Origin of the sequence: Nocardia sp. NPDC050712 (assembly GCF_040654295.1) — a bacterium.
Taxonomy (GTDB): Bacteria; Actinomycetota; Actinomycetes; order Mycobacteriales; family Mycobacteriaceae; genus Nocardia.
Genome location: NZ_JBFAHT010000001.1, coordinates 1,380,421 through 1,405,590 on the forward strand (window position 1 = coordinate 1,380,421; position 25,170 = coordinate 1,405,590).

At 69.9% G+C, this 25,170-nt stretch carries 24 protein-coding genes and 1 pseudogene; 11 read left to right on the forward strand and 14 right to left on the reverse strand.

What is annotated here, in order from left to right; all coding sequences use genetic code 11:
* Positions 1-5: 5 nt before the first annotated feature.
* Positions 6-1,094, reverse strand: coding sequence for a YihY/virulence factor BrkB family protein (locus tag AB0H76_RS06615; protein WP_357318276.1), 1,089 nt, complete (start codon positions 1,092-1,094; stop codon positions 6-8).
* Positions 1,095-1,388: 294 nt separating this feature from the next.
* Between AB0H76_RS06615 and AB0H76_RS06620 the strand changes: the two genes are divergently transcribed.
* Entirely contained in the window at positions 1,389-3,050 is a 1,662-nt protein-coding gene (locus AB0H76_RS06620) for a DEAD/DEAH box helicase (protein ID WP_357320481.1), read from the forward strand.
* A gap of 17 nt (positions 3,051-3,067) precedes the next feature.
* Here AB0H76_RS06620 and AB0H76_RS06625 read toward each other — a convergent pair whose 3' ends face one another.
* The gene (locus tag AB0H76_RS06625; RefSeq protein ID WP_357318278.1) at positions 3,068-3,646 is read right to left on the reverse strand and encodes a TetR/AcrR family transcriptional regulator; all 579 of its coding nucleotides are present in this window, start codon (positions 3,644-3,646) and stop codon (positions 3,068-3,070) included.
* Positions 3,647-3,771: 125 nt separating this feature from the next.
* Here AB0H76_RS06625 and AB0H76_RS06630 point away from each other — a divergent pair, with 125 nt between their 5' ends.
* Positions 3,772-5,472, forward strand: coding sequence for a nitroreductase family deazaflavin-dependent oxidoreductase (locus tag AB0H76_RS06630; RefSeq protein WP_357318280.1), 1,701 nt, complete (start codon positions 3,772-3,774; stop codon positions 5,470-5,472).
* 56 nt (positions 5,473-5,528) lie between these two features.
* Positions 5,529-6,071, forward strand: a complete 543-nt coding sequence (locus tag AB0H76_RS06635; RefSeq protein WP_357318282.1) for a YceI family protein — start codon at positions 5,529-5,531, stop codon at positions 6,069-6,071.
* 52 nt (positions 6,072-6,123) lie between these two features.
* Here the strand turns inward: AB0H76_RS06635 and AB0H76_RS06640 are convergent, their stop codons facing one another.
* From AB0H76_RS06640 to AB0H76_RS06650, 3 genes are all read right to left on the reverse strand, one after another.
* A complete protein-coding gene (locus AB0H76_RS06640) occupies positions 6,124-6,672 on the reverse strand; it encodes a hypothetical protein (protein ID WP_357318285.1) in 549 nt (182 codons plus the stop codon).
* A complete protein-coding gene (locus AB0H76_RS06645; RefSeq protein ID WP_357318288.1) occupies positions 6,672-8,441 on the reverse strand; it encodes a DEAD/DEAH box helicase in 1,770 nt (589 codons plus the stop codon). Before AB0H76_RS06645 ends, AB0H76_RS06640 begins: the two co-directional genes overlap by 1 nt.
* Positions 8,442-8,632: 191 nt before the next feature.
* A complete protein-coding gene (locus tag AB0H76_RS06650; protein ID WP_357318291.1) occupies positions 8,633-8,827 on the reverse strand; it encodes a hypothetical protein in 195 nt (64 codons plus the stop codon).
* Between the two features lie 276 nt (positions 8,828-9,103).
* Between AB0H76_RS06650 and AB0H76_RS06655 the strand changes: the two genes are divergently transcribed.
* Positions 9,104-9,460 carry a DUF952 domain-containing protein gene (locus AB0H76_RS06655; RefSeq protein ID WP_357318294.1) on the forward strand — a complete coding sequence of 119 codons (357 nt, stop codon included), beginning with the start codon at positions 9,104-9,106 and terminating at the stop codon, positions 9,458-9,460.
* On the opposite strand, the gene AB0H76_RS06660 is transcribed toward AB0H76_RS06655, so the two are convergent.
* Together AB0H76_RS06660 and AB0H76_RS06665 are read right to left on the reverse strand one after the other, a co-directional pair.
* A complete protein-coding gene (locus AB0H76_RS06660) occupies positions 9,461-10,108 on the reverse strand; it encodes a response regulator transcription factor (protein WP_357318297.1) in 648 nt (215 codons plus the stop codon).
* A 57-nt stretch (positions 10,109-10,165) separates the two neighbouring features.
* Positions 10,166-11,245: an ionic transporter y4hA gene (locus AB0H76_RS06665; protein ID WP_357318299.1), complete on the reverse strand. Its 1,080-nt coding sequence runs from the start codon at positions 11,243-11,245 to the stop codon at positions 10,166-10,168.
* Between the two features lie 211 nt (positions 11,246-11,456).
* Here AB0H76_RS06665 and eat point away from each other — a divergent pair, with 211 nt between their 5' ends.
* The 3 genes from eat to eutC are packed head-to-tail and all read left to right on the forward strand — an operon-like array spanning position 11,457 to position 15,054.
* The gene (eat, locus tag AB0H76_RS06670; RefSeq protein ID WP_357318302.1) at positions 11,457-12,881 is read left to right on the forward strand and encodes an ethanolamine permease; all 1,425 of its coding nucleotides are present in this window, start codon (positions 11,457-11,459) and stop codon (positions 12,879-12,881) included.
* The gene (locus tag AB0H76_RS06675; protein WP_357318305.1) at positions 12,878-14,290 is read left to right on the forward strand and encodes an ethanolamine ammonia-lyase subunit EutB; all 1,413 of its coding nucleotides are present in this window, start codon (positions 12,878-12,880) and stop codon (positions 14,288-14,290) included. The genes eat and AB0H76_RS06675 overlap by 4 nt, the downstream gene beginning before the upstream one ends.
* Positions 14,287-15,054, forward strand: coding sequence for an ethanolamine ammonia-lyase subunit EutC (eutC, locus tag AB0H76_RS06680; RefSeq protein WP_357318308.1), 768 nt, complete (start codon positions 14,287-14,289; stop codon positions 15,052-15,054). Before AB0H76_RS06675 ends, eutC begins: the two co-directional genes overlap by 4 nt.
* Here eutC and AB0H76_RS06685 read toward each other — a convergent pair.
* Entirely contained in the window at positions 15,051-16,235 is a 1,185-nt protein-coding gene (locus tag AB0H76_RS06685) for a histidine kinase (RefSeq protein ID WP_357318311.1), read from the reverse strand. The genes eutC and AB0H76_RS06685 overlap by 4 nt on opposite strands.
* 108 nt (positions 16,236-16,343) lie before the next feature.
* On the opposite strand from AB0H76_RS06685, the gene AB0H76_RS06690 reads away from it, so the two are divergent.
* A complete protein-coding gene (locus AB0H76_RS06690) occupies positions 16,344-17,039 on the forward strand; it encodes a GAP family protein (protein ID WP_357318314.1) in 696 nt (231 codons plus the stop codon).
* Positions 17,040-17,094: 55 nt separating this feature from the next.
* Entirely contained in the window at positions 17,095-17,577 is a 483-nt protein-coding gene (locus AB0H76_RS06695) for a cation:proton antiporter regulatory subunit (protein WP_357318317.1), read from the forward strand.
* On the opposite strand, the gene AB0H76_RS06700 is transcribed toward AB0H76_RS06695, so the two are convergent.
* The 4 genes and pseudogenes from AB0H76_RS06700 to ppgK form a co-directional block, all read right to left on the reverse strand.
* The gene (locus tag AB0H76_RS06700; RefSeq protein ID WP_357318320.1) at positions 17,564-18,349 is read right to left on the reverse strand and encodes a rhomboid-like protein; all 786 of its coding nucleotides are present in this window, start codon (positions 18,347-18,349) and stop codon (positions 17,564-17,566) included. The genes AB0H76_RS06695 and AB0H76_RS06700 overlap by 14 nt on opposite strands.
* A 225-nt stretch (positions 18,350-18,574) precedes the next feature.
* Positions 18,575-19,696, reverse strand: coding sequence for an MHYT domain-containing protein (locus tag AB0H76_RS06705; protein ID WP_357318322.1), 1,122 nt, complete (start codon positions 19,694-19,696; stop codon positions 18,575-18,577).
* A gap of 221 nt (positions 19,697-19,917) precedes the next feature.
* A pseudogene (locus tag AB0H76_RS06710) lies at positions 19,918-21,315 on the reverse strand (RNA polymerase sigma factor); the annotation flags it as partial.
* A 145-nt stretch (positions 21,316-21,460) separates the two neighbouring features.
* The gene (gene ppgK, locus AB0H76_RS06715) at positions 21,461-22,219 is read right to left on the reverse strand and encodes a polyphosphate--glucose phosphotransferase (protein WP_357318325.1); all 759 of its coding nucleotides are present in this window, start codon (positions 22,217-22,219) and stop codon (positions 21,461-21,463) included.
* A 96-nt stretch (positions 22,220-22,315) separates the two neighbouring features.
* Between ppgK and AB0H76_RS06720 the strand changes: the two genes are divergently transcribed.
* Complete coding sequence (locus AB0H76_RS06720; protein ID WP_357318328.1) at positions 22,316-23,227, forward strand: inositol monophosphatase family protein; 912 nt, start codon at positions 22,316-22,318, stop codon at positions 23,225-23,227.
* A gap of 6 nt (positions 23,228-23,233) precedes the next feature.
* Here the strand turns inward: AB0H76_RS06720 and cei are convergent, their stop codons facing one another.
* Positions 23,234-23,908 (reverse strand): envelope integrity protein Cei, encoded by a 675-nt coding sequence (gene cei, locus AB0H76_RS06725; protein WP_357318331.1) that lies wholly within the window; start codon positions 23,906-23,908, stop codon positions 23,234-23,236.
* Positions 23,909-24,289: 381 nt separating this feature from the next.
* On the opposite strand from cei, the gene AB0H76_RS06730 reads away from it, so the two are divergent.
* Positions 24,290-24,592 (forward strand): DUF4193 domain-containing protein, encoded by a 303-nt coding sequence (locus AB0H76_RS06730; protein ID WP_357318334.1) that lies wholly within the window; start codon positions 24,290-24,292, stop codon positions 24,590-24,592.
* Positions 24,593-24,643: 51 nt separating this feature from the next.
* Here the strand turns inward: AB0H76_RS06730 and AB0H76_RS06735 are convergent, their stop codons facing one another.
* Positions 24,644-25,153, reverse strand: coding sequence for a DUF3093 domain-containing protein (locus AB0H76_RS06735; protein WP_357318337.1), 510 nt, complete (start codon positions 25,151-25,153; stop codon positions 24,644-24,646).
* Positions 25,154-25,170: the final 17 nt, after the last annotated feature.

Genomic DNA, 25,170 nt, shown 5'->3' on the forward strand with positions numbered 1-25,170 from the left:
CGTGCTCAGTGCTGTGAGCCGGGCGTCAGTACGCGGTCCTCGGGCCGCCGCTCCTCGTCCGCCCCCGGCTCGTCGTCCTCGTCGTCGTCCCCGCGGACCTGGTTGGCCAGCCACTCCTTCATCTGCTCGATCCGGGTCGCCCGGGCCGGCCAGAACTCCTGCACGGTGGCGTTGAACTCGGCGCCGAGGATCACCGCGAAGCCGAGGAAATAGGTGAACAGCAAGAACGCGATCGGCGTGGCCAGCGCGCCGTAGGTGACACCGGTGGCGTTGATCCAGGACAGGTACTGGCGCAGGCCTTCGCTGGCGGCCATGAAGAACACACCCGCCACCACCGCACCCCAGAACAGCCGATGCCAGGGCAGCGTCCGGTGCAGCGCCAGTTTGTACAGGGTGGCCAGCGCCACGATCAGCAGCAGGCCGACGCCGGGATAGTAGAAGCTGTCCAGCAGCCGGATGCCCTGTTCACGCCAGACATCGGGCAGCACCCGCCCGGCCAGCCGCGGGCCCAGCGCCACCAGCGGCAGCAGGAACACCGAGGCGATCAGGAAGCCGACATACAGCAGCAGCGCGAAGATGCGCTGCCACACCGGATGCCGCGCGTCCTGCTGGCCGTGCGCCTCGACGATCGCGTCGACGAAGGTCGACATCGCCGAGGATCCGGCCCACAGCGAGAGCACGAAACCGAAGGAGACCACCGCGCCGCGCCCGCGACCGAGCACGTCGTTGACCGTCGGCTCGATCAGGTCGCTGACCACGGTGGGGCTGAACAGTTCGCGGCTGAAGCTGATGATCTTGGCTTCGACGATGTTGACGGTGTCGGGCCCGAACAGGCCGCCGACGTACCCGAGACTGCCGAGCACGCCGAGCAGCAGCGGCGCCAGCGAGAGTGTCTGCCAGAACGCCGCGGCCGCGGACTTGGTGAAAATCGAGTTGTCCCAAGCCTTCTGCGCCACCCGGAACACGACGCGGCGGCTGTGCCGGGCCGAGCGCCGCACGCGGCGGGTGATCAGGGCGGTGCGCGAGGGGCGCGCGCCACCGCCGCCGCTGTGGATCGGCGGCGGTTCACTCTCGGCGGGCCGGGCGTCGTTCATGGTCCTTACAGCATCGCGCATACGGGCCCGCAACACCGCTTTGTCGCGGACACGACGCGACCCGCTGGTAATCGACACGCCGTGTCGACCGGCGGAACGGTGGTGTTGTGCCCGGTCGGCATGTGATGCCCATCGCCCGCGCCGCGTCGGTTTAGCAACACGCCGAGTCGGCCCGCTAGGGTCTTCTGCGTGACTGGGTCGGGTGGCGCTGCGGCGGGAGACAAGGCTTCGCCGGGCGATTCGGAAGCATCGGGTAGATCTGGCCAGCAGCTCCGCGCGTGGCAGCGCCGGGCGCTGACGAAATATCTCGCGACCAAACCACGCGACTTCCTGGCCGTCGCGACCCCGGGCGCCGGTAAGACCACCTTCGCGCTGCGCGTAGCGGCCGAACTGCTGGCCGACCGCACCGTCGACCAGATCACCGTGGTCGCGCCCACCGAGCACCTCAAGCACCAGTGGGCCCAATCCGCGGCCCGCGCCGGCATCCAGCTGGATTCGCGCTTCTCCAACGCCACCGGCGGCACCTCCGGCGATTATCACGGCGTGGTCGTCACCTACGCCCAGGTGGCCTCGCATCCCGCGCGGCACCGGGTGCGCACCGAGAACCGCCGCACCCTGGTGATTCTCGACGAGATCCACCACGCGGGCGACGCGAAGAGCTGGGGTGAGGCGACCGCGGAGGCGTACGGCGACGCGACCCGCCGCCTGGCGCTGACCGGTACCCCGTTCCGCTCCGACGACAGCCAGATCCCGTTCGTCACCTACGAGCCCGGCGAGCACGGCCTGCCGCAGTCGCGCGCCGACCACACCTACGGCTACTCCGAAGCGCTCGCCGACGGCGTCGTGCGGCCCGTGGTGTTCCTGGCCTACTCCGGCGAGGCGCACTGGCGCGACAGCGCGGGCGAGGAGTACACCGCCCGCCTGGGCGAGCCGCTGAGCGCCGAGCACACCGCCCGGGCCTGGCGCACCGCGCTCGACCCGGCCGGTGACTGGATCTCCGCGGTGCTGCGTGCCGCCGACACCCGCCTGCGCCAGCTCCGCGTGGCCGGCATGCCGGATGCGGGCGGCCTGGTCATCGCCACCGACCAGGAACGCGCCCGCGACTACGCCGAGCTGCTGGAACACATTTCGGGGGAGAAGCCCGCGGTGGTGCTCTCCGACGACCCGTCCTCCTCGGACCGGATCAGCCAGTTCGCCAACAGCACCCAGCCGTGGATGGTGGCCGTGCGCATGGTGTCCGAAGGCGTCGACGTTCCGCGTCTCGCGGTCGGCGTCTACGCGACCAGTGCCTCCACGCCGCTGTACTTCGCGCAGGCGATCGGCCGATTCGTGCGTGCCCGCAAGGCCGGTGAGACCGCCAGCGTGTTCCTGCCCTCGGTGCCGGTGCTGCTGGATCTGGCCGCGCAGCTGGAGTTGCAGCGCGACCACATCATCGGCAAGCCGCACCGTGAGAAGAACGCGCTCGACGACGAACTGCTCATCGACGCGAACAAGCAGAAGGACGAGCCGGGCGAGGAGGAACGCAAGTTCGTCGCCCTGCACGCCGACGCCGAACTCGACCAGCTCATCTACGACGGCAACTCCTTCGGTACCGCCACCATCGCCGGCAGCGCCGAGGAGGCCGACTATCTCGGCATCCCCGGCCTGCTGGACGCCGACCAGATGCGCGCGCTGCTGCGGGAACGCCAGACCAAACAGGTTTCCGATCGCAGTGCCGCCGCCGCGGCCGAGCCCTCGGCGCACGTCGCGACCGCTACCGAGCGTGTCGCCACCGCCGACAAACTGGGCGAGCTACGTAAGGAACTGAACAGCCTCGTCGCCATGCATCACCACCGCACCAACAAGCCGCACGGCGTCATCCACGGTGAGCTGCGCCGCGAATGCGGCGGGCCGCCCACGGCGCTGGCCACCGCGGACCAGCTCGCCGAACGCATTACCGCTCTGCGCCGGAGATAGTTCGACGCCCTGGTGGTTCAGCTTTCCGCAGGGGCCTTGCGCGTGTGTTGCGCGACGAGTTCGGCGACATGCTTTCCAGTGCGCTCCAAGGGGGCCGCGGAGCGCTGGGCCAAGGACATCACGACGGCGCCCTCGACCGCGGCGATGATGGTGGTCGCCAGGGAGCGGGCCGTTTCGGGTTCGACGTGTTCGGCGCGCAGGCGCTCGGCGAGGATCTCCTCCCAGTCGGTGAAGCTCTGGGCGGCGGCGTCCGCGGCGGCGGGGGATTCGGTACGGCCGAGGGCGGCGGCCAGGATCGGGCAGCCCGCGCTGAAATCGCTGGCGAGCATGACTTCTCGCCACATGGCGGGGTAGGCCGCGATGCAGGAGGCCACGTCCGCGCCGGCGGTGAAGGTACGCATCAGGGCGCTGGTGGCCTCGCCCGCCACCCGGGTGGCCTCGGCGACGAGCTCGGATTTGCCGCCGGGGAAGTTCAGGTAGACCGTGCGGCGGGAGATGCCGCTGTGGTCGAGCAGTTGCGCGATGCCGGTGCCGGCGATGCCGTTGCGCCGCATGAGGTCGATAGCACTGGCCAGCAATTTGTCCCTGGCGGCCATCGGTGCCCCTTTTCTTCGTCGACTGGTGGGACCCAGTCTACGGTTGATGTAGACCGATCGGTGTACTACGGTCCGAGTATACCGATCGGTTTACCGAAGCCGACCACGACGAACGGGACCCAGCGATGCCGACCCTGCCCGATTCACTACCGCTCGCCTGCGGTCAGGTGCTGCCCAACCGGATCATGAAATCCGCCCTGAGCGAGGGGCTCGGCAACGCCGAGCTCGCGCCCGACGAACGCCTGGAACGGCTGTACCGGCGCTGGAGCACGGGCGGCTTCGGGCTCGTCGTCACCGGCAACGTGATGGTCGACAGCCGGCACCTCGGTGAGCCGGGCAATGTCGCCATCGAGGACGAACGGCATCTCGACGCCCTCACCCGCTGGGCCAAGGCGGGCAAGGAAGGCGGCACCCCGGTCTGGGTGCAGCTGAATCATCCCGGCCGCCAAGCCAATCCGATCGTCACCCGGCATCGACCGGTCGCGCCGTCGGCCATCGCGCTGACCATTCCGGGCCTGCCCGCGCCCCGCGCGCTCACCGAGGACGAGATCCTCGACATCATCCGGCGGTTCGGGACCGCGGCCCGGGTGGCCGAGGCCGCCGGGTTCGACGGCGTGCAGATCCACGGCGCGCACGGATACCTGGTGTCGCAGTTCCTCTCGCCGATCTCGAATCAGCGCACCGACGCCTGGGGCGGCGATCCCGAGCGCCGGGCGCGGTTCGTGCTCGAGGTCGTCAAATCCATTCGGGGGCAGGTGAGTCCCGGGTTCGCGCTCGGCATCAAGCTGAATTCGGCGGATTTCCAGCGCGGGGGTTTCACCGAGGAGGAGTCCCGGGAGGTCGTCGCCCGGCTGGCCGCCGAAGCGGTCGATCTGATCGAGATCAGCGGCGGCAGTTACGAATCGCCCGCCATGATGGGCCGCCCGCGGCAGGCCGGGGCGAGCACCCGGGCGCGCGAGGCGTACTTCCTCGACTACGCCGAGACGGTGCGCCGGGTCGCCGCCGCCACCCCGCTGGCGGTGACCGGTGGCTTCCGGACCGTGGCGGGGATGTCCGAGGCGGTCGAGTCGGGGCTCTGCGAGGTGGTCGGCCTGGGTCGTCCCACGGCGGTATTCCCCACGGCCGCGGGCGATCTGCTCACCGGGCGCACCGGCGAGCTGCGCCCGCCGCGGATCACGCTGGGTCTGCCGCCGCGCCTGGCCACCAACGGAAATCTGAAGGCCTTCGACGGCGCGCTCGACTTGCAGTGGCACACCGACCAATTGCATCTGATCGGCAGTGGCGCGGACCCGGATCCGGCCCGGTCGCCCTGGCGGACCGCCGTGCAGATGGTTCGCCACCACGGCGTGGATGCCTTCCGCGCCAAGCGATCCGCCGCACCGGCCGCCGATCGCGCCGCGCGCAAGTTCCGCCGCGAGCGGGTGCTGGGCCGCTACGTCATGAATCCCACCGTGCGCGCCCTGGGCCGGGTCGGCGTCCGCACCACCCTGGCCACCGAGATCGAGACCGTCGGCCGCAAGTCCGGTCAACCGCGCCGGGTCCCGGTGTCGGTGCTCTTCGACGCCGACGGCGCGTGGATCATCTGCCAGCACGGGATGCGCTCGGGCTGGGGCCTGAACATCGGCGCGAACCCGAATGTCCGGGTCTTCCAGAACGATCGGTGGCGCACGGGCACCGCGGTCTTCCTCCCCGAGGACGACGTGGTCGCCCGCGCCGCCACCTTCGCCCCGCACCCCGCCCTCGCGCCGCTGACCCGCTCGATGTTCGCCGTGCTGGAGACGACGCCGGTCACCGTCCGGGTCACCTTCACCGACGTGACCAGCTGATCGGGCCCGGTGATCCCGGTGCGGCCGGGCCGCGCGACCGGCCTAGTCTTGCCCGCATGACGACTTCCCAGCAGACAGTTATCGCCCCCGGCTCCTGGACTCTGGATACCGCGCACTCCGCTGTGCACTTCACCGTCAAGCACCTGGGCATCTCCAAGATCCGCGGTCGCTTCAACCACTTCGAGGCCGGTTTCGTCGTGGACAACGACGGCGCCGCCGCCATCGAGGCCACCGTCTACTTCGACTCCTTCGACACCGGCAACGAGTTCCGTGACAACCATGTGCGCGGCAACGACATGCTCGACGTCGCCAACATCCCGCACCTGAGTTTCCGTGTGCCCGAGCCGGTCACGATCACCGACCGGTTCGAGGTCACCGGTGCGGCCACCATCGGCGGCATCAGCAAGCCCATCACCTTGCAGGTGGAGTGGGGCGGGGTGCAGCTGTTCCCGATGGACAGCAAGAACCACGCCGGATTCGCCGCCACCGGCACCATCAGTCGCAGCGATTTCAACGTGGCGCCCGGCGTGCCGACGCTGCTGCTGAGCGATGCGATCGAGATCGAGCTCGACATCCAGCTGATCGAGCCGAGCAGCTGATCTCCGATCGTGCGGCGGCACCCGTTACGGTGCCGCCGCTACGGCGCGGTGCTCAGACCGCCTCGAAGTAGGCCAGCGGGTCCAGCGAGTGCAGGGGCACCCAGCGCGGGATGTCGGCCGGGGTGTCCGGATCCTGGTGGGTCGCTTCGAAATAGCCTTGGAGCTCCAGGGCCAGGCGGGGGTTCTCGTCGACGCGGCGGGCCAGGTCGTAGAGCAGCGCCAGCAGGTGAACACAGCGCGGGTTACGGGCCGAGCAGGAGCAGTCGGTGGCCGCGAGCACCGGAGTGGGCGTCCGGCCGGCCTCGGCCAGGGCGCGGTGCATCTCGTCGGTGAGCACCGTCGGATCGGGGATCAGCTCGGCGATGGCCGTGACCGCGGTGCGGGTGAGCGGCGCCACCTCGACGTGGGTGACCGAGGCCTGGCCGCCGCGGTGGATGACGGCGCGGACCACACGCCCCGCCAGGGTGGCCGGTACGCCGTTGTTGCGGGCGATGCTGCGGGCGCGGGGGAGCAGCGGATCGGGGCGGGTCTGGCGCAGCGGCTCGGCCAGGCGCACCCAGTCCCGGCCCCAGGCGGTGTATCCGAATTCGTTGTCCGGCATCAGTTCTCTCGCTTCCGGCGCAGGATCTCCACGAGCTGGTCGTCGTCGAGGCGAGCCAGGGCGGCGATGCCCGCGGTGTCGGACAGGTCGGTGAGGGCGGATTTGCGGTCGTGCATGCCCGCGATGTGCTCCTCCACGGTGGTGCCGGAGGTCAGCGTGGTGACGGTGACGGTGCGGGTCTGGCCGATGCGGTGCGCGCGATCGGAGGCCTGCGCCTCCACCGCCGGATTCCACCAGCGATCGAAGTGGATGACATCGGCCGCGCGGGTGAGGGTGAGCCCGGTGCCCGCCGCGCGCAGGCTCAGCACCAGCACCGGCGGGCCGTCGGGTGACTGGAAGTCGGTGACGATCGCGGCGCGTTCGTCCTGCTTCAGGCCGCCGTGGAAGAACGGGGCCGTGACGCCGAACTGTTCGGCGAGGTGGCGCACCAGCAGCTCACCGGTCTGCCGGTACTGGGTGAAGATCAGCGTGGGCGAGTCGGTTTCGAGATTGGTGGCCACGATGTCGGTGCACAGGTCGAGCTTGCCGGAGCGGCCGGTGAGCTCGCCCAGTTCGCCGGTGATCAGGCCGGGGTGGTTGCAGACCTGTTTGAGCGCGGTCAGCGCGGCCAGTACGCGGCCCTGACGTTGCATGCCGGTGCCGAAGCCGTCGTCGACGGCGCGATCGAGCAGCTGGTCGTAGAGCGTCTCCTGCTCGGCGGTGAGGTCGCAGAGCAGGTCGGTGTGGATCTTCGCGGGCAGTGACGCCGCGACCTGGATCTTCTTGCGCGCCAGCAGCACCGGTTCGATGGCGTCGCGCAATCGCGCGGCGGCGCTGGCCGAACCCTCCTGGATCGGTCGGACGAACCGGCGCCGGAACTGGGTGCGATGCGCGAACAGCCGCGGCGCGACCAGGTTGAGCAGCGCGAACAGTTCCTCGAGGTGGTTCTCCACCGGAGTGCCGGTGAGGGCGACCTTGGCGGTCGCGGTCAGGCCGCGCGCGGCTTTCGACACCTGGGTGCGCGGATTCTTCAGCGCCTGCGCCTCGTCGAAAACCGCCGTCGCCCAGGCTGTGCCGGTGAGGTGCTGCCCGTGCAGGCGCAGCGTGGGGTATCCCGCGATCAGCACCGTGCCCGGTTCTGGCTGGACCGCTCCGCCGCGCCACACCACCGGCCGCAGCTCAGGGGCGAACCGGGTGATCTCGTGCGCCCAGTTGCCGACCAGCGAGGTGGGACAGACGACCAGCTGCGGACCGTCGGCGATCCGGCCGACCAGGAAACCGATGGTCTGCACCGTCTTGCCCAGGCCCATCTCGTCGGCGAGCACCGCGCCGCCGAACGCGGCGGTGGTCTCGCGCAGCCAGCTGATGCCCCGGGCCTGATACGGCCGCAGCTCGGCCTTCAGCGCCGTCGCCATTTCGGCTGTCGCGGCCTGGGTTTCGTGGAAGACACGCAGAGCGCGCGGCGCGGCCACGATCGAGGTGCCCACGGCGTCGGGGACGGCATGTGCGGCGATCGGCAGGGCCGGGTCGGCGGCGGGGGAGTTCGGGGCGGCGTGCAGTAGGGACTGCCAGGCCCGCAGGGACGGCCCCGGTGCGGCGAGGTGCGGTTCTTGCGGGCCCGAGCGCAGTTCGGCCAGCTCGCGCGCCGTGACGAGCGCGCAGTCGACCTCGGCGACCGCCAGGGCCGCGCCCGTGCTCGTGGGCACCGCCAGCGGCAGCGTCTCGCGCTCACCGACGCCGGTGGGCGCGCGACCGGTGGTGGCCCCGCTCCAGGTCCAGAGCGCGAACATGTGCCGGTCGGGCAGGTAGGTGGCCTGGGTGGAAGACAGATCGATCCCCTCACGTGCAATGTGTTCTGCGGCACAAAAATTGTCCAGGGACGCCGACAGCGGGCGACTGGTAGGTCGCCCGCTGCCGGTGAAGACTGTGTTCTGTTGTTCGATGCTGTTGTGTCGGGACGCGAAGTCGGACTGTGCGTCGCTTACAAGGCGGGAGCGGCTTCCGTGTCGATGACGGCTTCCAACTCACGCAAGCGATCCATGTGCTCGTTCGCGTGGTGCTGGCAGAAGAGCAACTCTCCACCTGCGGGAAGGGTGGCGCGCACGCGCGCTGCCGCCCCGCAGCGGTCGCAACGATCGACCGCGGTCAGTGGGGTGCTTGTCAGGGTTCCTGGCATGACTCCTCCGTCCTGGCTCCCGGCACTACAGTCCGTTCACCTGGTGTGGGGCCCGTGGTCACTCCGCGGGCTCGCTACCGCTACTTCCCAGCAGTGGTATGACTACTCTGTCAGACGTTCGGGACGGGGGCTTTGTTCCCGTAAACGAATCGGTGTGTTTTCCCTAACATGACCTGGTATTTCGCTACAGGCGAACAGCTCAGCTCAGGTGCCGCACACGTCCTCGATCACTCCACGAACTCACCTATCCAGTTGTCTACCGGGAGATTACCCGTGATGCATGACACTCACACACTCGTTCACATTTGTGATCTGAACGATTGGTCGAACGCCCGGCAAATCGGAGAGTACCGCCCGGTTTCCCTGAACGAGGCCGGTTTCATCCACCTCTCCACCCCGCAGCAGGCGCATCTGCCGGCCAACCGGCTCTTCCGCGGCCGGGAGGACCTGGTCCTGCTCCGGATCGATCCGGCCCTGGTGGGCGCGGAGGTGGTCTGGGAGCCGGGCGTGCCGACGGATCCGGAGTCGATGCTGTTCCCGCACCTCTACGGCCCGCTGCCGGTCGAGGCCGTCACCGCCGTCGAGGAGTACCTGCCCGAGGCGGACGGGTCCTTCGCCCCGCTGACCGAGTGATCACTGCTCGCGGGCCTCGCGCGCCACGATCGCGGCCTGCACCCGGGACCGCACGCCGAGCTTGGTGAGCACCCGGGAGACATGGGTTTTCACCGTCGTCTCGCCGATGAACAGCTGGGCGGCGATCTGCGCGTTGGACAGGCCGTCGCCCAGGCAGTCGAGCACCTCGCGCTCGCGGTCGGTGAGATCGGTGAAGCCGTGCGGGGCGGGCGCGGGGGACTCGGCGGCCGAGGACGCGAACGCGCCGATCACCGCCTTGGTCACCTCGGGGGCGAGCACGCCGTCCCCGGCGGCCACCGCGCGCACCGAATCCACCAGCGCCGCACCGGAGGTGGACTTCAGCACGAACCCGGACGCGCCGGCCCGCAAGGTCCGGAAGACGTACTCGTCCAGGTCGAAGGTGGTCAGGATGAGCACCCGGGCCAGCTCGTCGGCGGTGATCCGCTCGGTGGCGGTGATGCCGTCGACGCCGGGCATGCGCACGTCCATCAGCACCACGTCCGGCCGCAGTGCCCTGGCCTGCGCGACCGCCACATCGCCGTCGGCGGCCTCGCCGACGACCTCGATGTCCTCGGCGCTGTCCAGGATCATCCGCAGCCCGGCCCGGATGGCGCCGTGGTCGTCGGCGATGAGCACGCGAATCGTCACCGGATCATCAGATCACAGGCCCGCGCCCGGGCGGATCCGCCGAAGGAAGGACCGGCGCTACGGGCTGACCGCGAGGAACACGAACGCGGCGAACAGCACCAGGTGCACGCCGCCCTGCAGCAGAGTCGCCCGGCCGGGCACCACGGTGAGCGCGCCCACCACCACGGTCAAGGCCAGCAGCACCATCTGGGTGGCGCCCAGGCCCAGGGTCAGCGGCCCGGAGATCCAGATGGTGGCCAGCGCGATGGCCGGGATGGTCAGGCCGATGCTGGCCATCGCCGAACCCAGCGCCAGGTTCAGGCTGATCTGCACGCGGTCGCGGCGGGCGACGCGGACCGCGGCCAGGGTCTCGGGCAGCAGCACAAGCAGCGCGATCACCACACCGACCGCCGAGCGCGGCAGACCCGCCGCGTGCACGCCGTTCTCGATCGCGGGCGAGACCAGCTTGGCCAGGCCGACCACGCCGACCAGCGCCACCACCAGCAGGACCAGGCTCCACCCGGTCGCGCGCCGCGTCGGGGGCTCGTGGTCCTCGTCGTCGTCGGCGATCTCCACCGGCAGGAAGTCCTCGCGGTGCCGGATGGTCTGCACGGTCACGAACAGCCCGTAGAGCAGCAGCGAGGCCACCGCGGCGAAGGCCAGCTGCGAGCCGGAGAACTCCGGGCCCGGCTTGCTGGTGGTGAAGGTCGGCAGCACCAGGCTCAGCGTGGCCAGGGTCGCCACCGTCGCCAGCGCCGCGCCCGTGCCTTCGGCGTTGAACACCGCGACCCGCCGCCGCAGCGCCCCGACCAGCAGCGACAACCCGACGATGCCGTTGCAGGTGATCATCACCGCCGCGAAGACGGTGTCGCGGGCCAGCGAGGAGGCATCGGGGCCGCCGGAGGCCATCAGCGTCAGGATCAGCCCGACCTCGATCACGGTCACCGCGACCGCCAGCACCAGCGACCCGAACGGCTCACCGACCCGGTGCGCGACCACCTCGGCATGGTGCACCGCCGCCAGGACCGCGCCGCCCAACGCCAGCACCAGCACGATCATGACCGCCCCCGAGGGGTGGTTGAACCACGCGATTGCCAAGATCACGGCGGCCAGGAGCGGAGCAGCGGTCGTCCAGTGTCTTGTCAATACGCGCATCATGCGTCCCATGATCCCAGCGAATTCCCGGCGGCCGGGCTGCCGCGGCGCCGTCGGCGCTCCGACCTGCATGTCCATGCCGAACGGCGGGATCGAATATGGCACACCTCACAGCTGCGGAGGGTTCGCTCGTAACCTCGATTCACACTCGGGCAACAAGCCGTGCCCAAGATCTGACCATTGATTGTTTCGGACAAGAGGAGCGGCGCCGGAGATGACGATGGACGAGGCTACGGCGGCGAAACCCGCCGCGGCGCAGGATTATCTGGCCAAGCGAACGCTGCGTTCGGGAACCGCGGGCTGGCTGCTGCTGGCCGGGCTCGGCGTCAGCTATGTGATCTCGGGAGACTTCTCGGGCTGGAACTTCGGAGTGGCCGAAGGCGGTTTCGGCGGACTGCTGATCGCCTTCGTCCTGATCGCGGGCATGTATCTGGCGATGGTGCTCGGCATGGCCGAGCTGTCGGCGGCCCTGCCCGCCGCGGGCGGCGGCTACACCTTCGCGCGGCGCGCGCTCGGACCGTGGGGCGGTTTCGCGACCGGGACCGCGGTACTGCTCGAGTACGCCATCGCGCCGGCGGCGATCGCCACCTTCATCGGGGCGTATGTGGAATCGCTGAACCTGTTCGGGATCACCGACGGCTGGTGGGTGTATCTGGCGGTGTACGCGCTGTTCATCGGCATCCACCTGGCCGGTGCGGGCGAGGCGCTCAAAGCGATGTTCGTGATCACGGCGATCGCGCTGGCCGGGCTGCTGCTGTTCGCGGTGTCGGCCTGGGGGCTGTTCGACGCGGGCAAGCTGACCGACATCCCGGCCGATCCGGACGCCTTCGGCAGCTCGGCGTTCCTCCCGTTCGGCGTGTTCGGGATCTGGGCGGCGGTGCCGTTCGCGATCTGGTTCTTCCTGGCGGTGGAGGGGGTGCCGCTGGCCGCGGAGGAAGCGCGCGAACCGGAGAAGAACGTGCCCAAGGGCATCATCATCTCGATGCTGGTGCTGCTGGTCACCGGCGCGGCGGTGCTCTTCCTGGCCACCGGAGCCTTCGGCGCGCAAGCGATCTCGACCTCCGGTAACCCGCTCGTGGAGGCGCTCGGCGACGGCGCGGCGGCCAAGGCGGTGAACTACATCGGCCTCGCGGGCCTGGTGGCGAGCTTCTTCTCGATCGTCTACGCCTACTCGCGCCAGACCTTCGCGCTGTCGCGGGCCGGCTACCTGCCGACGAGCCTGTCGATCACCAACGCGCGCAAGGCGCCGGTGCTCGCGCTGATCGTGCCGGGCGTCGTGGGCTTCGCGCTGTCGCTGACCGGCAAGGGCGCGATGCTGCTCAACATGGCCGTGTTCGGCGCGGCGGTCAGCTATGTGCTGATGATGGTGAGCCACATCGTGCTGCGGGTGCGCGAACCGGGCATGCCCCGGCCCTATCGCACACCGGGCGGCGTGATGACCACCGCGTTCGCGCTGGTCATCGCGTGCGGCGCGGTGATCGCCACCTTCCTGGTCGACCCGGCGGCCGCGGGCTGGACCCTCGCCGCGTTCTGCGGATTCATGGTCTACTTCGCCCTCTACAGCCGGCATCGGCTGGTCGCGAGCTCGCCGGACGAGGAGTTCGCGGTGCTGGCCCGCGCCGAAGCGGAGCTGGAATGACCTGGTACACGCAAACTCTCGCCGGCCACACCTATCGGTTCGACGGACTGGTCGACCTGCTGGCCAAGGCGACACCGCTGCGCAGCGGCGACGAACTGGCCGGATGCGCGGCGAGCTCGGATGCCGAACGGGCCGCCGCCCAGTGGGCGCTGGCCGAGGTGCCGCTCACGGTGTTCCTGAACGAGCCGGTGGTGCCCTACGAGACCGACGAGGTCACCCGGCTGATCATCGATTCCCACGATCGCGGCGCATTCGGTCCGATCTCGCATCTCACTGTCGGGGGGTTGCGGGATCGGCTGCTGGAGGTGGTGGCCGGTGACGGGGCGGCGGCCACGCTGCGTGCCCTCGCACCCGGCCTGACCCCGGAGATGGCCGCGGCGGTCAGCAAGCTCATGCGCAATCAGGATCTGATCGCGGTGGCGCGCGCCGTCGAGGTCACCGCCGGTTTCCGCACGACGATCGGGTTGCCCGGGCGGCTCGGCACCCGGCTGCAACCCAACCATCCCACCGACGATCCGCGCGGAATCGCGGCCGCGGTGCTGGACGGGCTGCTGCTCGGCTGCGGGGACGCGGTGATCGGCATCAACCCCGCCACCGACTCCCCGCAGGCCACCGCCGACCTGCTGCACCTGCTCGACGACGTGCGCACCCGCTTCGACATTCCGGTGCAGTCCTGCGTGCTCTCGCACGTGACGACCACGCTCGGCCTGATCGAGGCGGGTGCCCCGGTCGATCTGGTATTCCAGTCGATCGCGGGCACCGAGGGCGCGAATTCCGGCTTCGGCGTCGATATCTCGCTGCTGCGCGAAGCGAACGAGGCGGGACGGGCGCTGGGCCGCGGCACCGTCGGCTCGAATGTCATGTACCTGGAAACCGGTCAGGGTTCGGCGCTGTCGGCGGGCGCGCACCTGGGTACCGGCGGCAAGCCGGTCGACCAGCAGACCCTGGAGGCGCGCGCGTACGCGGTCGCCCGGGACCTGGACCCGCTGCTGGTCAACACCGTCGTCGGATTCATCGGGCCGGAATATCTCTACGACGGCAAGCAGATCATCCGGGCCGGGCTCGAAGATCACTTCTGCGGGAAGCTGCTCGGCCTGCCGATGGGCGTGGACGTCTGCTACACCAACCACGCCGAGGCCGACCAGGACGACATGGACACCCTGCTGACCCTGCTCGGCGCGGCGGGCTGCGCGTTCGTGATCGCGGTGCCGGGCGCGGACGACGTGATGCTCGGCTACCAGAGCCTGAGTTTTCACGACGCGCTGTATGCCCGGCGGGTCCTGGGATTGCGGCCGGCGCCGGAGTTCGAGGCGTGGCTGTCCCGGCTCGGGATGCTCGATCACGCCGGGCGGGTGCTTCCGGTCGAGCCGCTGTCCTCGCCGCTGCGCGCGCTGGCCGGTGCCCGATGAGCGCGCCGGTCGGCTCGGCCGGTGCCGCGGCGCAACGGTTCTGGGAGGACCTGCGGCACAGCACCCAGGCCCGGATCGGCCTCGGCCGCGCGGGTGACGCCCTGCCCACGAACCGGGTCCTGGAGTTCCGCGCGGCGCACGCCGCCGCCCGGGACGCGGTCCACCTACCGCTGGACGTCGACGCCCTGGCCGGCCGGATCGACGAACTCGGGCTCGGGCGGGCCGTGCATGTCCGCAGCCGGGCGGGCGATCGCGCCGAATACCTGCGCCGCCCGGATCTCGGCCGGCTGCCCGCGCCCGCCGCCCTCGACGCGGTGTCGTCCAGCGGGGCGGACGTGGGATTCGTGCTCGCGGATGGTCTTTCGCCGCGGGCGCTCACCGAGCACGGGCCGGACGCGGTGGCGGCGCTGCTCGCGGAACTGGGCCCGGCCTACGCGCTCGCGGCCCCGGTGATCGCCACCCAGTCCCGGGTGGCGCTCGGCGATCACATCGCCGCGGCCATGGGCGTGCGCACGGTGGTGGTGCTGATCGGCGAACGGCCCGGGCTCTCGGTCGCCGACAGCCTGGGCATCTATCTCACCCACCGGCCGCGGCCCGGCCGCACCGACGCCGACCGCAACTGCGTCTCCAACATCCACCCGCCCGAGGGCCTCGGCTACCGGCAGGCGGCGCAGGTGGTGGCGGGATTGATCGCCGGCGCCCGCGCGCTCGGCCGCTCGGGCGTGGATTTGAAGGACACCTCACGCGCCGCCGCGATCACCTAGTAGGCCGAGACCGGGAGCTCGGCGCGCACCTCCCAGCGCCCCTCGGCGGGCTCGGCGACGAACGAGCCGCCCAGGGCGACGGCACGCTCGCGCATGTTCATCAGGCCGCGCTTGGCCGAATCGTCGAGGGGCGCCTCGGCGGGCCGGGCCCGGGTCGGGTTGCGCACGGTCAGCACGAGATTCGCGTCCCGCGCGTGCACGTCGATGTCCACCGGCTGGCCCGGCGCGTGCTTCATCGCGTTGGTCAGCGCCTCCTGGACGATGCGGTACGCCGCCTGATCGACCGCGCTGGGCAGGGCCGTCCCGTTCAGGGCATCGTGCACGCGCACGGTGATCCCGGCGGCGCGCGCGGCGTCGACCAGGATCGGCAGCTGGGCCAGCGTGCGCGGCGCGGCGATGTCCTCGTCGGCACCGTCGTCGCGGAGCAGGCCGATCATGGTGCGCATCTCCTGCAGGGCGCTGACGCTGTTGGAGCGGATCGAGGCCAGGATTCCGGCGACCTTCGGGTCGAGACCGCCCGTGCCCGAAACACCCAGGGCGGCCTCGGACTGGATGGCGATGGCCGAGAGATGCCCGGCGATGACGTCGTGCAGGTCGCGGGCCATGGTCTTGCGCTCGTCGGCGATGGCGGCGCGGCGGTCCAGCTCGGCGACCAGCGTCATCGCCTGGGCGCGGGTGTGCTCGGCGTCGGCGATCTCCTTGTGCTGGCGGACCTGCAGGCCCCACCAGACCGGCGTGCCGATGAAGGCGAAGGCCGCGGCGATGGCGATCGCGAAGGCGTGCCAGTCGCCGGCGGCGATCCAGACCGCCACCGCCAGCACCAGCGACAGCCCGCCGCTCACCGCGGCCGTCACCCGGGAGACGGTGCGCGAGCCGTAGAGCACCGCCGCGTAGACGAGATCGGAGTACACCAGCCAGATCGGCACGGTCGAACCGAGCAGGGTATCGGCGGCCAGCGGCACGAACCCGATCGCCAGCGCGGTCGCGGGCATCCGCCGGCGCAATACCGAGGCGACGCACAGGGCGGTGAGAATCGCGAAGCGCCACAGCAGCGGAGCCTCGGTGCTGATCCGGCCCATCGGATAGATCCCGGCCAGGTAGAGCACCGCGCCGAGCGTGAACAGAAAAGCCGCGATCAACACGTCCTGTGCCGTCGCCGACAACGCGTGCCACTGCTTCACCGGTCCATCACAGCACACGCCCGCCGGGCCGGGGTCCGCCGAAGTGATGACCCGCGATCGATCCGATGGCCGACGCCGGTCGCACCGTGCGCACGGGACGCTCTACCCGTGATACTCATACCGGCCCTGATCGGCTTGGCCCTGGTGGACTCCACCAGCATCGGAACCCTGGTGCTGCCGATCTGGTTGCTCCTGGCCCCGGACCGCCCGCCGGCCCGCCGGCTGCTCACCTATCTCGGCGCCATCACCGCGTTCTACTTCGCCGTCGGCGTGGCACTGCTGACCGTCGTCGGTTCCGCGCTGGATCGCTTCGGCGATCTGGCGCGCAGCCCGGTCGTGCTGATACCGCAGCTGGTGCTCGGTGTCCTGCTGTTCGCGGTGTCCTGGCGGTTCGACTCCAAGAAGCGCCGCGAACGCGGCGAACCCGACCGCACCGCCGCCTGGCGCACCCGCGCGCTGACCAAGCAGTCCTCCGGCACCGGGCTGGCCGTGCTCGCGGTGAGCGCGGGCACGCTCGAGCTGTTCTCGATGCTGCCGTACCTGGCCGCGATCGGGCTGCTGGTCTCCAGTGAGCTGCCCACGCTCACCTCGATCGGGCTGCTGGCGGGCTACTGCCTGGTCATGGTGGCACCGGCGCTGGTGCTGATCGCCGCGCGAGAGTTGTTGCACGCCAAGATCGAACCGCTGCTCACCCGCATCGACGCCTTCCTGTCCCGGCACGCCGACAGCGCGACCGGCTGGGCGCTGGCCATCGCGGGCATCGTCCTGATTCGCGGCGCGGTACCCGGCCTGTTCGGCAACTGAGACGCCGCGGCTCCGGCCCCCTGGCGCCCTGGCGGGTAAGCGCTAGGGTGTACCGGTGAACATCGATGTCACCGCCCTCCCCGGTATCGGGGTACGCAAGGACTTCCAGGCGCGCTCCGGTCGCCGCATCGGTGTGGTCGACCACCGCGACGGGGGCATCGACCTGATCGTCTCCAAGCTGTCGGACCCGGACGCCTGCGCGGCCCAGGTCCCGTTGACCACCGACGAGGCGGCCGTGCTGGCCAACCTGCTGGGCGCGCCGCAGCTGGTCGCGCAATTGCAGGAAGACCATCGCGACCTGCCCGGCATCACCACCCGGCAGCTGCCGATCGAGGAGGACTCGCCCTATTCCGAGCGCACCCTCGGCGAGACCGGCATGCGCACCCGCACCAAGGTCTCGATCGTCGCCGTGATGCGCGCCGGGCAGTTGCATCCCTCGCCGGGCCCGGATTTCCTCTTCACCGCCGATGACGTGCTCGTCGTCGTCGGCACCCCGGAAGGTCTGGACGCGGCCACGAAAATCCTCACCCACGGCTGAGCGGTACTTCACCGAGGCGCTGAGCCACGCGCCGGCGTTCGACCGCGGTCCAGAAGGCGGTCGCCAGCGCGGCGGCGAACAGCCCGATCAGGCCCGCGCAGAGGTGGCCGTAAGCGGTGAAGGTGCGATCGGAGATGACTGCGGCGAGCAGGACGAGCAGCACCGTGGCCACCCACGCGAGCCGGACCCAGCCGCGGAATCGGAACGCCATCGCCGTCAGCACCGCGACGAACCCGTAGCTGGTGCCGACATCGGGGACGATCGCGGTCCGCAGCGGGATCATCTGATGCTCGATGGCGCGGGAGATGCCGTAGACGGTGAGCAGCGTCGCCCCGATGTGGCCGGTGGCGAACAGCAGGATCCAGCGGCCCGTGCCCAGCCAGCGTTCCGCGAGCGCCATCAGCACCAGGAACTCGGCGATGGTCACCCACGGGAAGTTGCCCTCGGTCCAGAACGCCGAGGCCACCAGCACCTGAATCGGGTTGTCGCGCATGTTGTGCAGGTTGGTCGAGGCCGAGAAGATCAGCTTGCGTTCTTCGACCGGGCCGAGCCCGCGCAGCGTCCACCAGGTGACGAACAGCGTGAAGGCATAGGCGGTGCTGGCCGGTGCGTGGCTCAGATGGTGGCTCAGCGCCGGATAGATCCGGGACAGCAGCCGGGGTGCGCGCAACCACGCCCAGGCCGCGCGCAGCGCGGTCCGCAGGTCGACGGTCCGGGTCCAGGGGGAGTGGTAGCGCCCGTCGTCGATCGGGGCCGGGGTGGAGGTGGCCACAGGGGAAGTGTGCCGCCCGCGTCGCGCCGCGCGGGGCTGACGCGCCCGCCCGGCCGGAACTCGCGCTGGTAACCGCAGGTCATCTCCGGGCAACAAGCGCGGCGCAGACTTGGCTCAGCGACCAGAGCGAGGAGTGCCGAGCATGACGATCGAGGGGACTCGAGGGACGGCGAGACCGCGGTGGCACCGGATCGTGCATGTGGCGCGATTCGTGCGCGACGCGCTCTACGAGGGGTTCCGCCGCCGCAGCCATTTGTCGCCCGGTTCGCGGATCGGCCAGTAGTCGTCCTCGGCCGCCGTCTCCTCGGCGGGGTCCGCCAAGCCGGCGCCCTTGGCGAGCAGGCGCTGGCGATCCGCTCGGGCGAGGGCCTTGCGGGTCTGCGATTCGGTGACGGGCAGCGCCGAGCGCGGGCGGGTGTCGCGCTGAGCCGGTGCGGCCCACTGGGTCCGCGCTCCGGGCTGGGGCGGCCAGTACGAATTGGCGGGCTCGGCGTCGTGTTCGGCGGCCGGGCGCTGGGTGTGCTGCCGTTGCGGTTTCAGCGTCACCGGTTTCGCGGGCGATTCGGCTGTCACGGGTGCGGATGGGCTTGACCCGGCTCGGCGTAATCGGGGCAGATCGACGATATTGTCCTCGACCGAGGTCAGGCTGACGGCGATCAGCAGCAGCATGGTGGCGATGCTGATCAGCAGGAGCAGCGGCGCCAGCAACTGCCCGGGATCGGCGCCCGTGGGTTCGGCGTCGTGCCCGGAGTGCTGGGCGTGCATGGCGGCCATGCCGGTGTAGTGCATTCCCGAGATCGCGACACCCATGATGAGGGCGGCGGCGATCGTCGCGCCGATCCCGTTGACCCGCAGCGCGAACCACAGCGCCACCGTCGCGGCGACCACCGCGATCACCACCGACAACCCGACCAGCGGCAGGTCGTAGCCGATGTGCGCGTCCGAGTTCATCGCGTACATGCCGGTGTAGTGCATGGCCCCGACGCCGAGCCCGGTGATCGCGCCGCCGAGCAGCAGCGCGGGCACCGTCGGCTGCGGCCGGATCACCAGGAACAACCCGATCCCGACCACCACGACCGCGGTCAGCGCGCTGAACAGGGTGAGAGGCACGTTGTAGCGGATCTGCGCGCCATCGATCGAGAAGCCGAGCATCGCGATGAAGTGCATGACCCAGATGCCGGCGCCGCCGATGGACACGGCGGCGGCGATCAGCCACCCGGATCGGATCCGGCCCTCCTGGCGCGCCCGGACCGCGCACTGCAGGCCGAGCAGCGAACCGAGGAAGGACATGATGTAGGCCATCAGAGGGGTAACCCAGCCGTAGCTGAAGTGTGAGATATCGAGCACGAGCACTCCGCCGTTCGAGGCGAACAGCCTCGTCAATGAAACAAGTAGCTGTCAGACGATACGACAGCGTTCAGCGATTTATACGGCGAAAGAACGCCGCCGTTTCAGTGCTCTGAATCACTTTTTGTTTAGCCGTGCCGAGGCTTCGCGAAAAGTGTTGCCACACAACAGCAAAGGGCGCACAGGTCGAAACCTGTGCGCCCTTCGCGGAATTCGCGTGCTTAATCCAGGTAGTCGCGCAGCACCTGCGAGCGGCTGGGATGGCGCAGCTTGCTCATGGTCTTGGACTCGATCTGGCGGATGCGCTCACGGGTGACGCCGTAGACCTGGCCGATCTCGTCCAGGGTGCGGGGCTGGCCGTCGGTGAGGCCGAAGCGCAGGCGAACCACGCCCGCCTCGCGCTCGGACAGCGTCTCCAGGACCGACTGCAGCTGATCCTGCAGCAGGGTGAAGCTGACCGCGTCCACCGCGACGACCGCTTCGGAATCCTCGATGAAGTCGCCGAGCTGGCTGTCGCCCTCGTCGCCGATGGTCTGGTCCAGCGAGATGGGCTCACGCGCGTACTGCTGGATCTCCAGCACCTTCTCCGGCGTGATGTCCATTTCCTTGGCCAGCTCCTCCGGCGTGGGCTCACGGCCCAGGTCCTGGAGCAGCTCGCGCTGGATGCGGCCGAGCTTGTTGATGACCTCGACCATGTGCACCGGGATACGGATGGTGCGGGCCTGGTCGGCCATGGCGCGGGTGATGGCCTGCCGGATCCACCAGGTGGCGTACGTGGAGAACTTGTAGCCCTTGGTGTAATCGAACTTCTCGACCGCGCGGATCAGACCGAGGTTGCCCTCCTGGATCAGATCCAGGAACGCCATGCCGCGGCCGGTGTAGCGCTTGGCCAGCGAGACCACCAGGCGCAGGTTGGCCTCGAGCAGGTGGTTCTTGGCGCGGTTGCCGTCGCGGATGATCCAGTTGAAGTCACGGCGGGTGGCCACGGGCAGCTTCTCGCCGGCCTCGGCCCACTCGCGCATCTTCTCCGCCGCGTACAGGCCGGCCTCGATCCGCTTGGCGAGCTCGACCTCCTCCTCGGCGTTGAGCAGCGCGACCTTGCCGATCTGCTTGAGGTAGGCACGCACCGAGTCGGCCGAGGCGGTGAGCTCGGCATCCTTGCGCGCCTGACGCAGCGCCTCGGATTCCTCCTCGTCCCAGACGAAATCACCGGAGGCCTTGTCGGCCGCGGTGGGCTCGGCGGCCTCCTCGGTAGTTTCCTCGGCGGCGTCGGCGACCAGCTCCTCGGCGTCCTCGGTGAGGTCGTCCTCGGAGACCTCGAGATCCTCGAGGTCTTCGATTTCCACCGACTCGTCTTCGACGGCTTCGTCACCCGGCTCGCCCTCGCCGGAGGTGGCCTTCTTGGCCCCCTTCTTGGCGGGCGCCTTCTTGGCAGCGGCCTTCTTGGCAGGGGCCTTCTTCGCCGCGGCCTTCTTGGCCGGAGCCTTCTTGGCGGCAGCCTTCTTGACCGGTGCTTCGGTTACATCTGCGGAGTCGGCTTCGGCCGAGTCGGCGGTCTGACGGGTCGTGGCTACCACGTACGCCCTTTCGTGACGGTCTCGTGCGGCGTCACGCCAGAGTGGTGTTCCGGCGGAGCGGTCTGTCGGGTTTCACCGGCGAAGAGCCGGTCGGGTTTCTCCGGCTAAGGCCGGGCACGTTCCATTGTAACGATCCTGCCAGGGTACTCATGCCCACCTTGGCTTGGACGCGCGACGCGCAGATCTGTTACGGCACCAGCCCCGCCTCCACCGCCATCGCCGCCCCGACGATGCCCGCGGTGTTTCTCAGATGCGCCGGAACGACCTGAGTTCGGTTGGTGAGCAACGGAATCCAGAGATCGGCGTCGCGGCTGATGCCGCCGCCCGCGACGATGACGTTCGGCCAGAAAAGGTTCTCCAAGCCGATCAGTACCGTCGACACCTCCGCGGCCCACTGTTCGAAGCTCAGGCCCTTGCGATCCTTCACCGAGGCCGCCGCGCGGTGCTCGGTCTCCATACCGCCGATCTCGAGGTGACCGAGTTCGGTGTTGGGCACCAGCGTGCCCTGATAGATCAGGGCCGAGCCGATGCCGGTGCCGAAGGTCAGCAGCAGCACCATGCCCGCGTAATCCTTTGCCGCGCCATAGGTGTCCTCGGCCATGCCCGCGGCGTCGGCGTCGTTGAGCACCGTCACCTCGCGGCCGCCGAGCGCGGCGGAGAACAGCGCCCGGGCGTCGGTGCCGATCCAGGCCTTGTCGATATTGGCCGCGGTGCGGGTGACGCCGTCCAGCACGACCGCCGGGAGGGTCACCCCGACCGGGCCGTCCCAGTTCGCCTCCGTGACGACCTTGGCGGCGGCCTCGGCGACCGCCTGCGGCGTCGAGGGCTGCGGTGTCGCGACCTTGATGCGTTCGTGCACCAATTCGCCGGTCGCGAGGTCCACCGCGGCGCCCTTCACGCCGCTGCCACCGATATCGATTCCGAACGCGTGCCCCCGAGCGGACATGGCAAACCCTCGTTCCGTGTGCTGGTCTCTGCCGACAGTGCCCGACAAGAGTAAAGATGGAGCCCGTCCGGCGCACGGGAGGGTATCTGTGATGCGATGGACGACGTGCCCGAAACCACGAGCTTCCCAGCCGAATCCGCCTTCTTGCCGCCGGAGGAAGTGGCCGAACTGCGCCGCCTGGCCGTCGACCTCGCCGAGACCGCCGCCGCTCACGTGCGCGCCCGCCGCCCCGAGGTCTTCGGGCCCGGCGGCGCGCAGGCCGTCGACGCCGTGCAGACCAAGGGTCATCCGACCGACCCGGTGACGGTGGTCGACACCGAGACCGAGGACCTGATCCGCAAGCTGCTGGCCGAGCAGCGGCCCGGCGATCCGATCCTGGGCGAGGAGGGCGGCGGCACCCTCGAGGTCGGCGGCGACGCGGTCACCTGGGTCCTGGACCCGATCGACGGCACCGTGAACTTCCTCTACGGCCTGCCCGGCTACGCGGTGTCGGTGGCCGCGATGCGCGGCGGCCGCTCGGTCGCGGGCGCGGTGGTCGACGTCGCCCGGGCGGTGACCTACAGCGCGGGCCTCGGGCTCGGCGCGATGCGGGTGGACGGCGACGGCGCCGTGGAGCACCTGCGCTGCAACCCGGTGAACACCCTGCCGCTGGCCCTGGTGGCCACCGGCTTCGCCTACGGCGTGCACCGGCGTGCCCGGCAGGCCGAGATGGTCGCCCAGCTGCTGCCCCGGGTGCGCGACATCCGGCGGCTGGGCGCGGCGGCGCTGGACCTGTGCCACGTCGCGGCGGGTCAGGTCGACGCGTACTACGAGCATGGCCTCAACGCCTGGGACTTCGGGGCGGGCGCGCTGATCGCCGCCGAGGCCGGCGCGCATCTGCTGCTGCCGGCGGCGACCGTGCCCGGGCGGGCGGGGGAGCTGGTGGTTGCCGCCGCACCCGGGATCGCGGACGAACTCGCGGCGTTGCTCAGCGCGATCGGCGCGACCGAGGCACTGCCGGACCGGTAGCGCCGCTCAGCAGCGCGAGGTGCGCGCGGCGTCGAGCAGCTTGGTGTCGATGGAGCTGCCCGGCACCGGATTCTTCAGCGACCGCAGCACCTCCTCGGCGTCGTTACCGGGCTGCAGATCGCTGCCGAACAGCGAGCCGAGCACCAGGTCGACCGTGTCGTCGGTGCGCTGATCCTCGATCAGCTCGGCGCACGGCGCGACCAGCTGCACCGAGGCGGCGGCCGGGCGGCCGTTCACCCCGAAGCGGACCTGGCCGGTGCATTCCAGGTCGCCGTTCACATAGACCGGATCGTTGCCGTATTGCATTCCCGGTGCGCTCGCGAAACCGAGGTCCCCGAGCTGGGAGGCGATGTGGCCGGCCTGGCCACGCTGGTTGTTCGCATTCAGGACGCGGACCTTGCTGGCCGACAGACCGGCCGGTTCCACGTCCTGCAGCCTTGACGCCCCGACGCGCTGCCCGAGGGGCGCGGCGGGGGTCGTGCTGTTGGCGGTGGCGGGGCTCGGCGAATTACACGCCATCGCCGCGCCGCTGTTGTCGGCGGTCGTCAACGCTTTGATCCACACGATCGCGCAGATCAGCGTCATGACGCCGAGCAGGATGAGCCAGGGCCGCGGGCGCCGACGTGTCCAGGGACGTCCCTGGGGGTCGGTGGGGCTGCCTTCAGTGATCAGTGAAACCACGAGCACACTCTACGAAAATGTCTCGGCTGGAGCGCGCAAGGTCTCGGCGAGTTCGACCGAAGGTGTCGATTGGCCCTCGATTTAGAATCGTCAGTGTTTTGATTGCGACTTTCGCGCCCGGGTCCGCTATTGTCTGGCGGCCCAGATCGAATCACCAGCGGCGAAAATCGGTGGTCGGTCGCGGGAACAAGTAGGGCATGTCCTGCGTTTACCGAGCGCTGTCCCAGGTGGATCCAACCAGATCCGCCCTGATAGAGCACCGGTGCACGTGTGATGTGCGCCACCGGCGGGGCGGTGCATGCCACCTCGGTTCCTCGAACAGGAATCGGTGTAGCGCGAGCCGGTCCGGGATATACGGAGTAAGGACGAGGGGAAGACGACATGGCAACCGACTATGACGCACCGAGGCGTACCGAAACCGACGACGTGTCGGAGGATTCGCTGGAGGAGCTGAAGGCTCGTCGCAACGAGGCACAGTCCGCCGTCGTGGATATCGACGAATCCGATACCGCGGAGTCGTTCGAGCTTCCCGGCGCGGACCTGTCCGAGGAAGTGCTGAGCGTTCGGGTGATCCCGAAGCAGGCGGACGAGTTCACCTGTTCCAGCTGTTTCTTGGTACATCACCGGAGCAGACTGGCCAACGAAAGCGGCGGGCAGTTGATCTGCATGGATTGCGCCGCCTGATAGATCCCTGCGGCGGCCGGACCAGCACGTGTCCGGCCGAGGCGACTTCTGTCAGCCCGCGCTCGGCAGGCCGAGCGCGGCTAGGACGTTTTCTGGACGCCGGGTACTGACCAGCCAATATGGCGTCGGGTCATCCGGGTCGTCCAGGACCAGCAGCACCATCTGGCCGATCCAGGCGCGGTGCTGTACGTACGCGGCCGGGTCGAGCTGACGCCCGAGGGCCGCGCTCTTGGCCGTCTTGGGCACCACCACCGCGCGGGCCACGAAGCTCACCGGCAGGTGCGCGCGGTCGACGCGCAGTTCCGGCGTTCCCGCCGCATCCCGGGTCACCTCGACCCGATGACGACTCAGCCACACCAGCACCCACACCGGGACCGGCAGCAGCAGCAGATACGGCAGCCAGGCCCGCAGACCCGGTGCGCCCATGTGAATCTCGGCCGCCAGCAGGCCGGCGATGCCGAGTGCGACCGGCCACCACCACAGCGGCACCCACAGGCGCTCGGAATAGGTCTGGGCGGTCTGGGATTCGTGTTCTGTCACGGGGCTGGGCTGGTCCGACACGACTCAACACTAAGTCA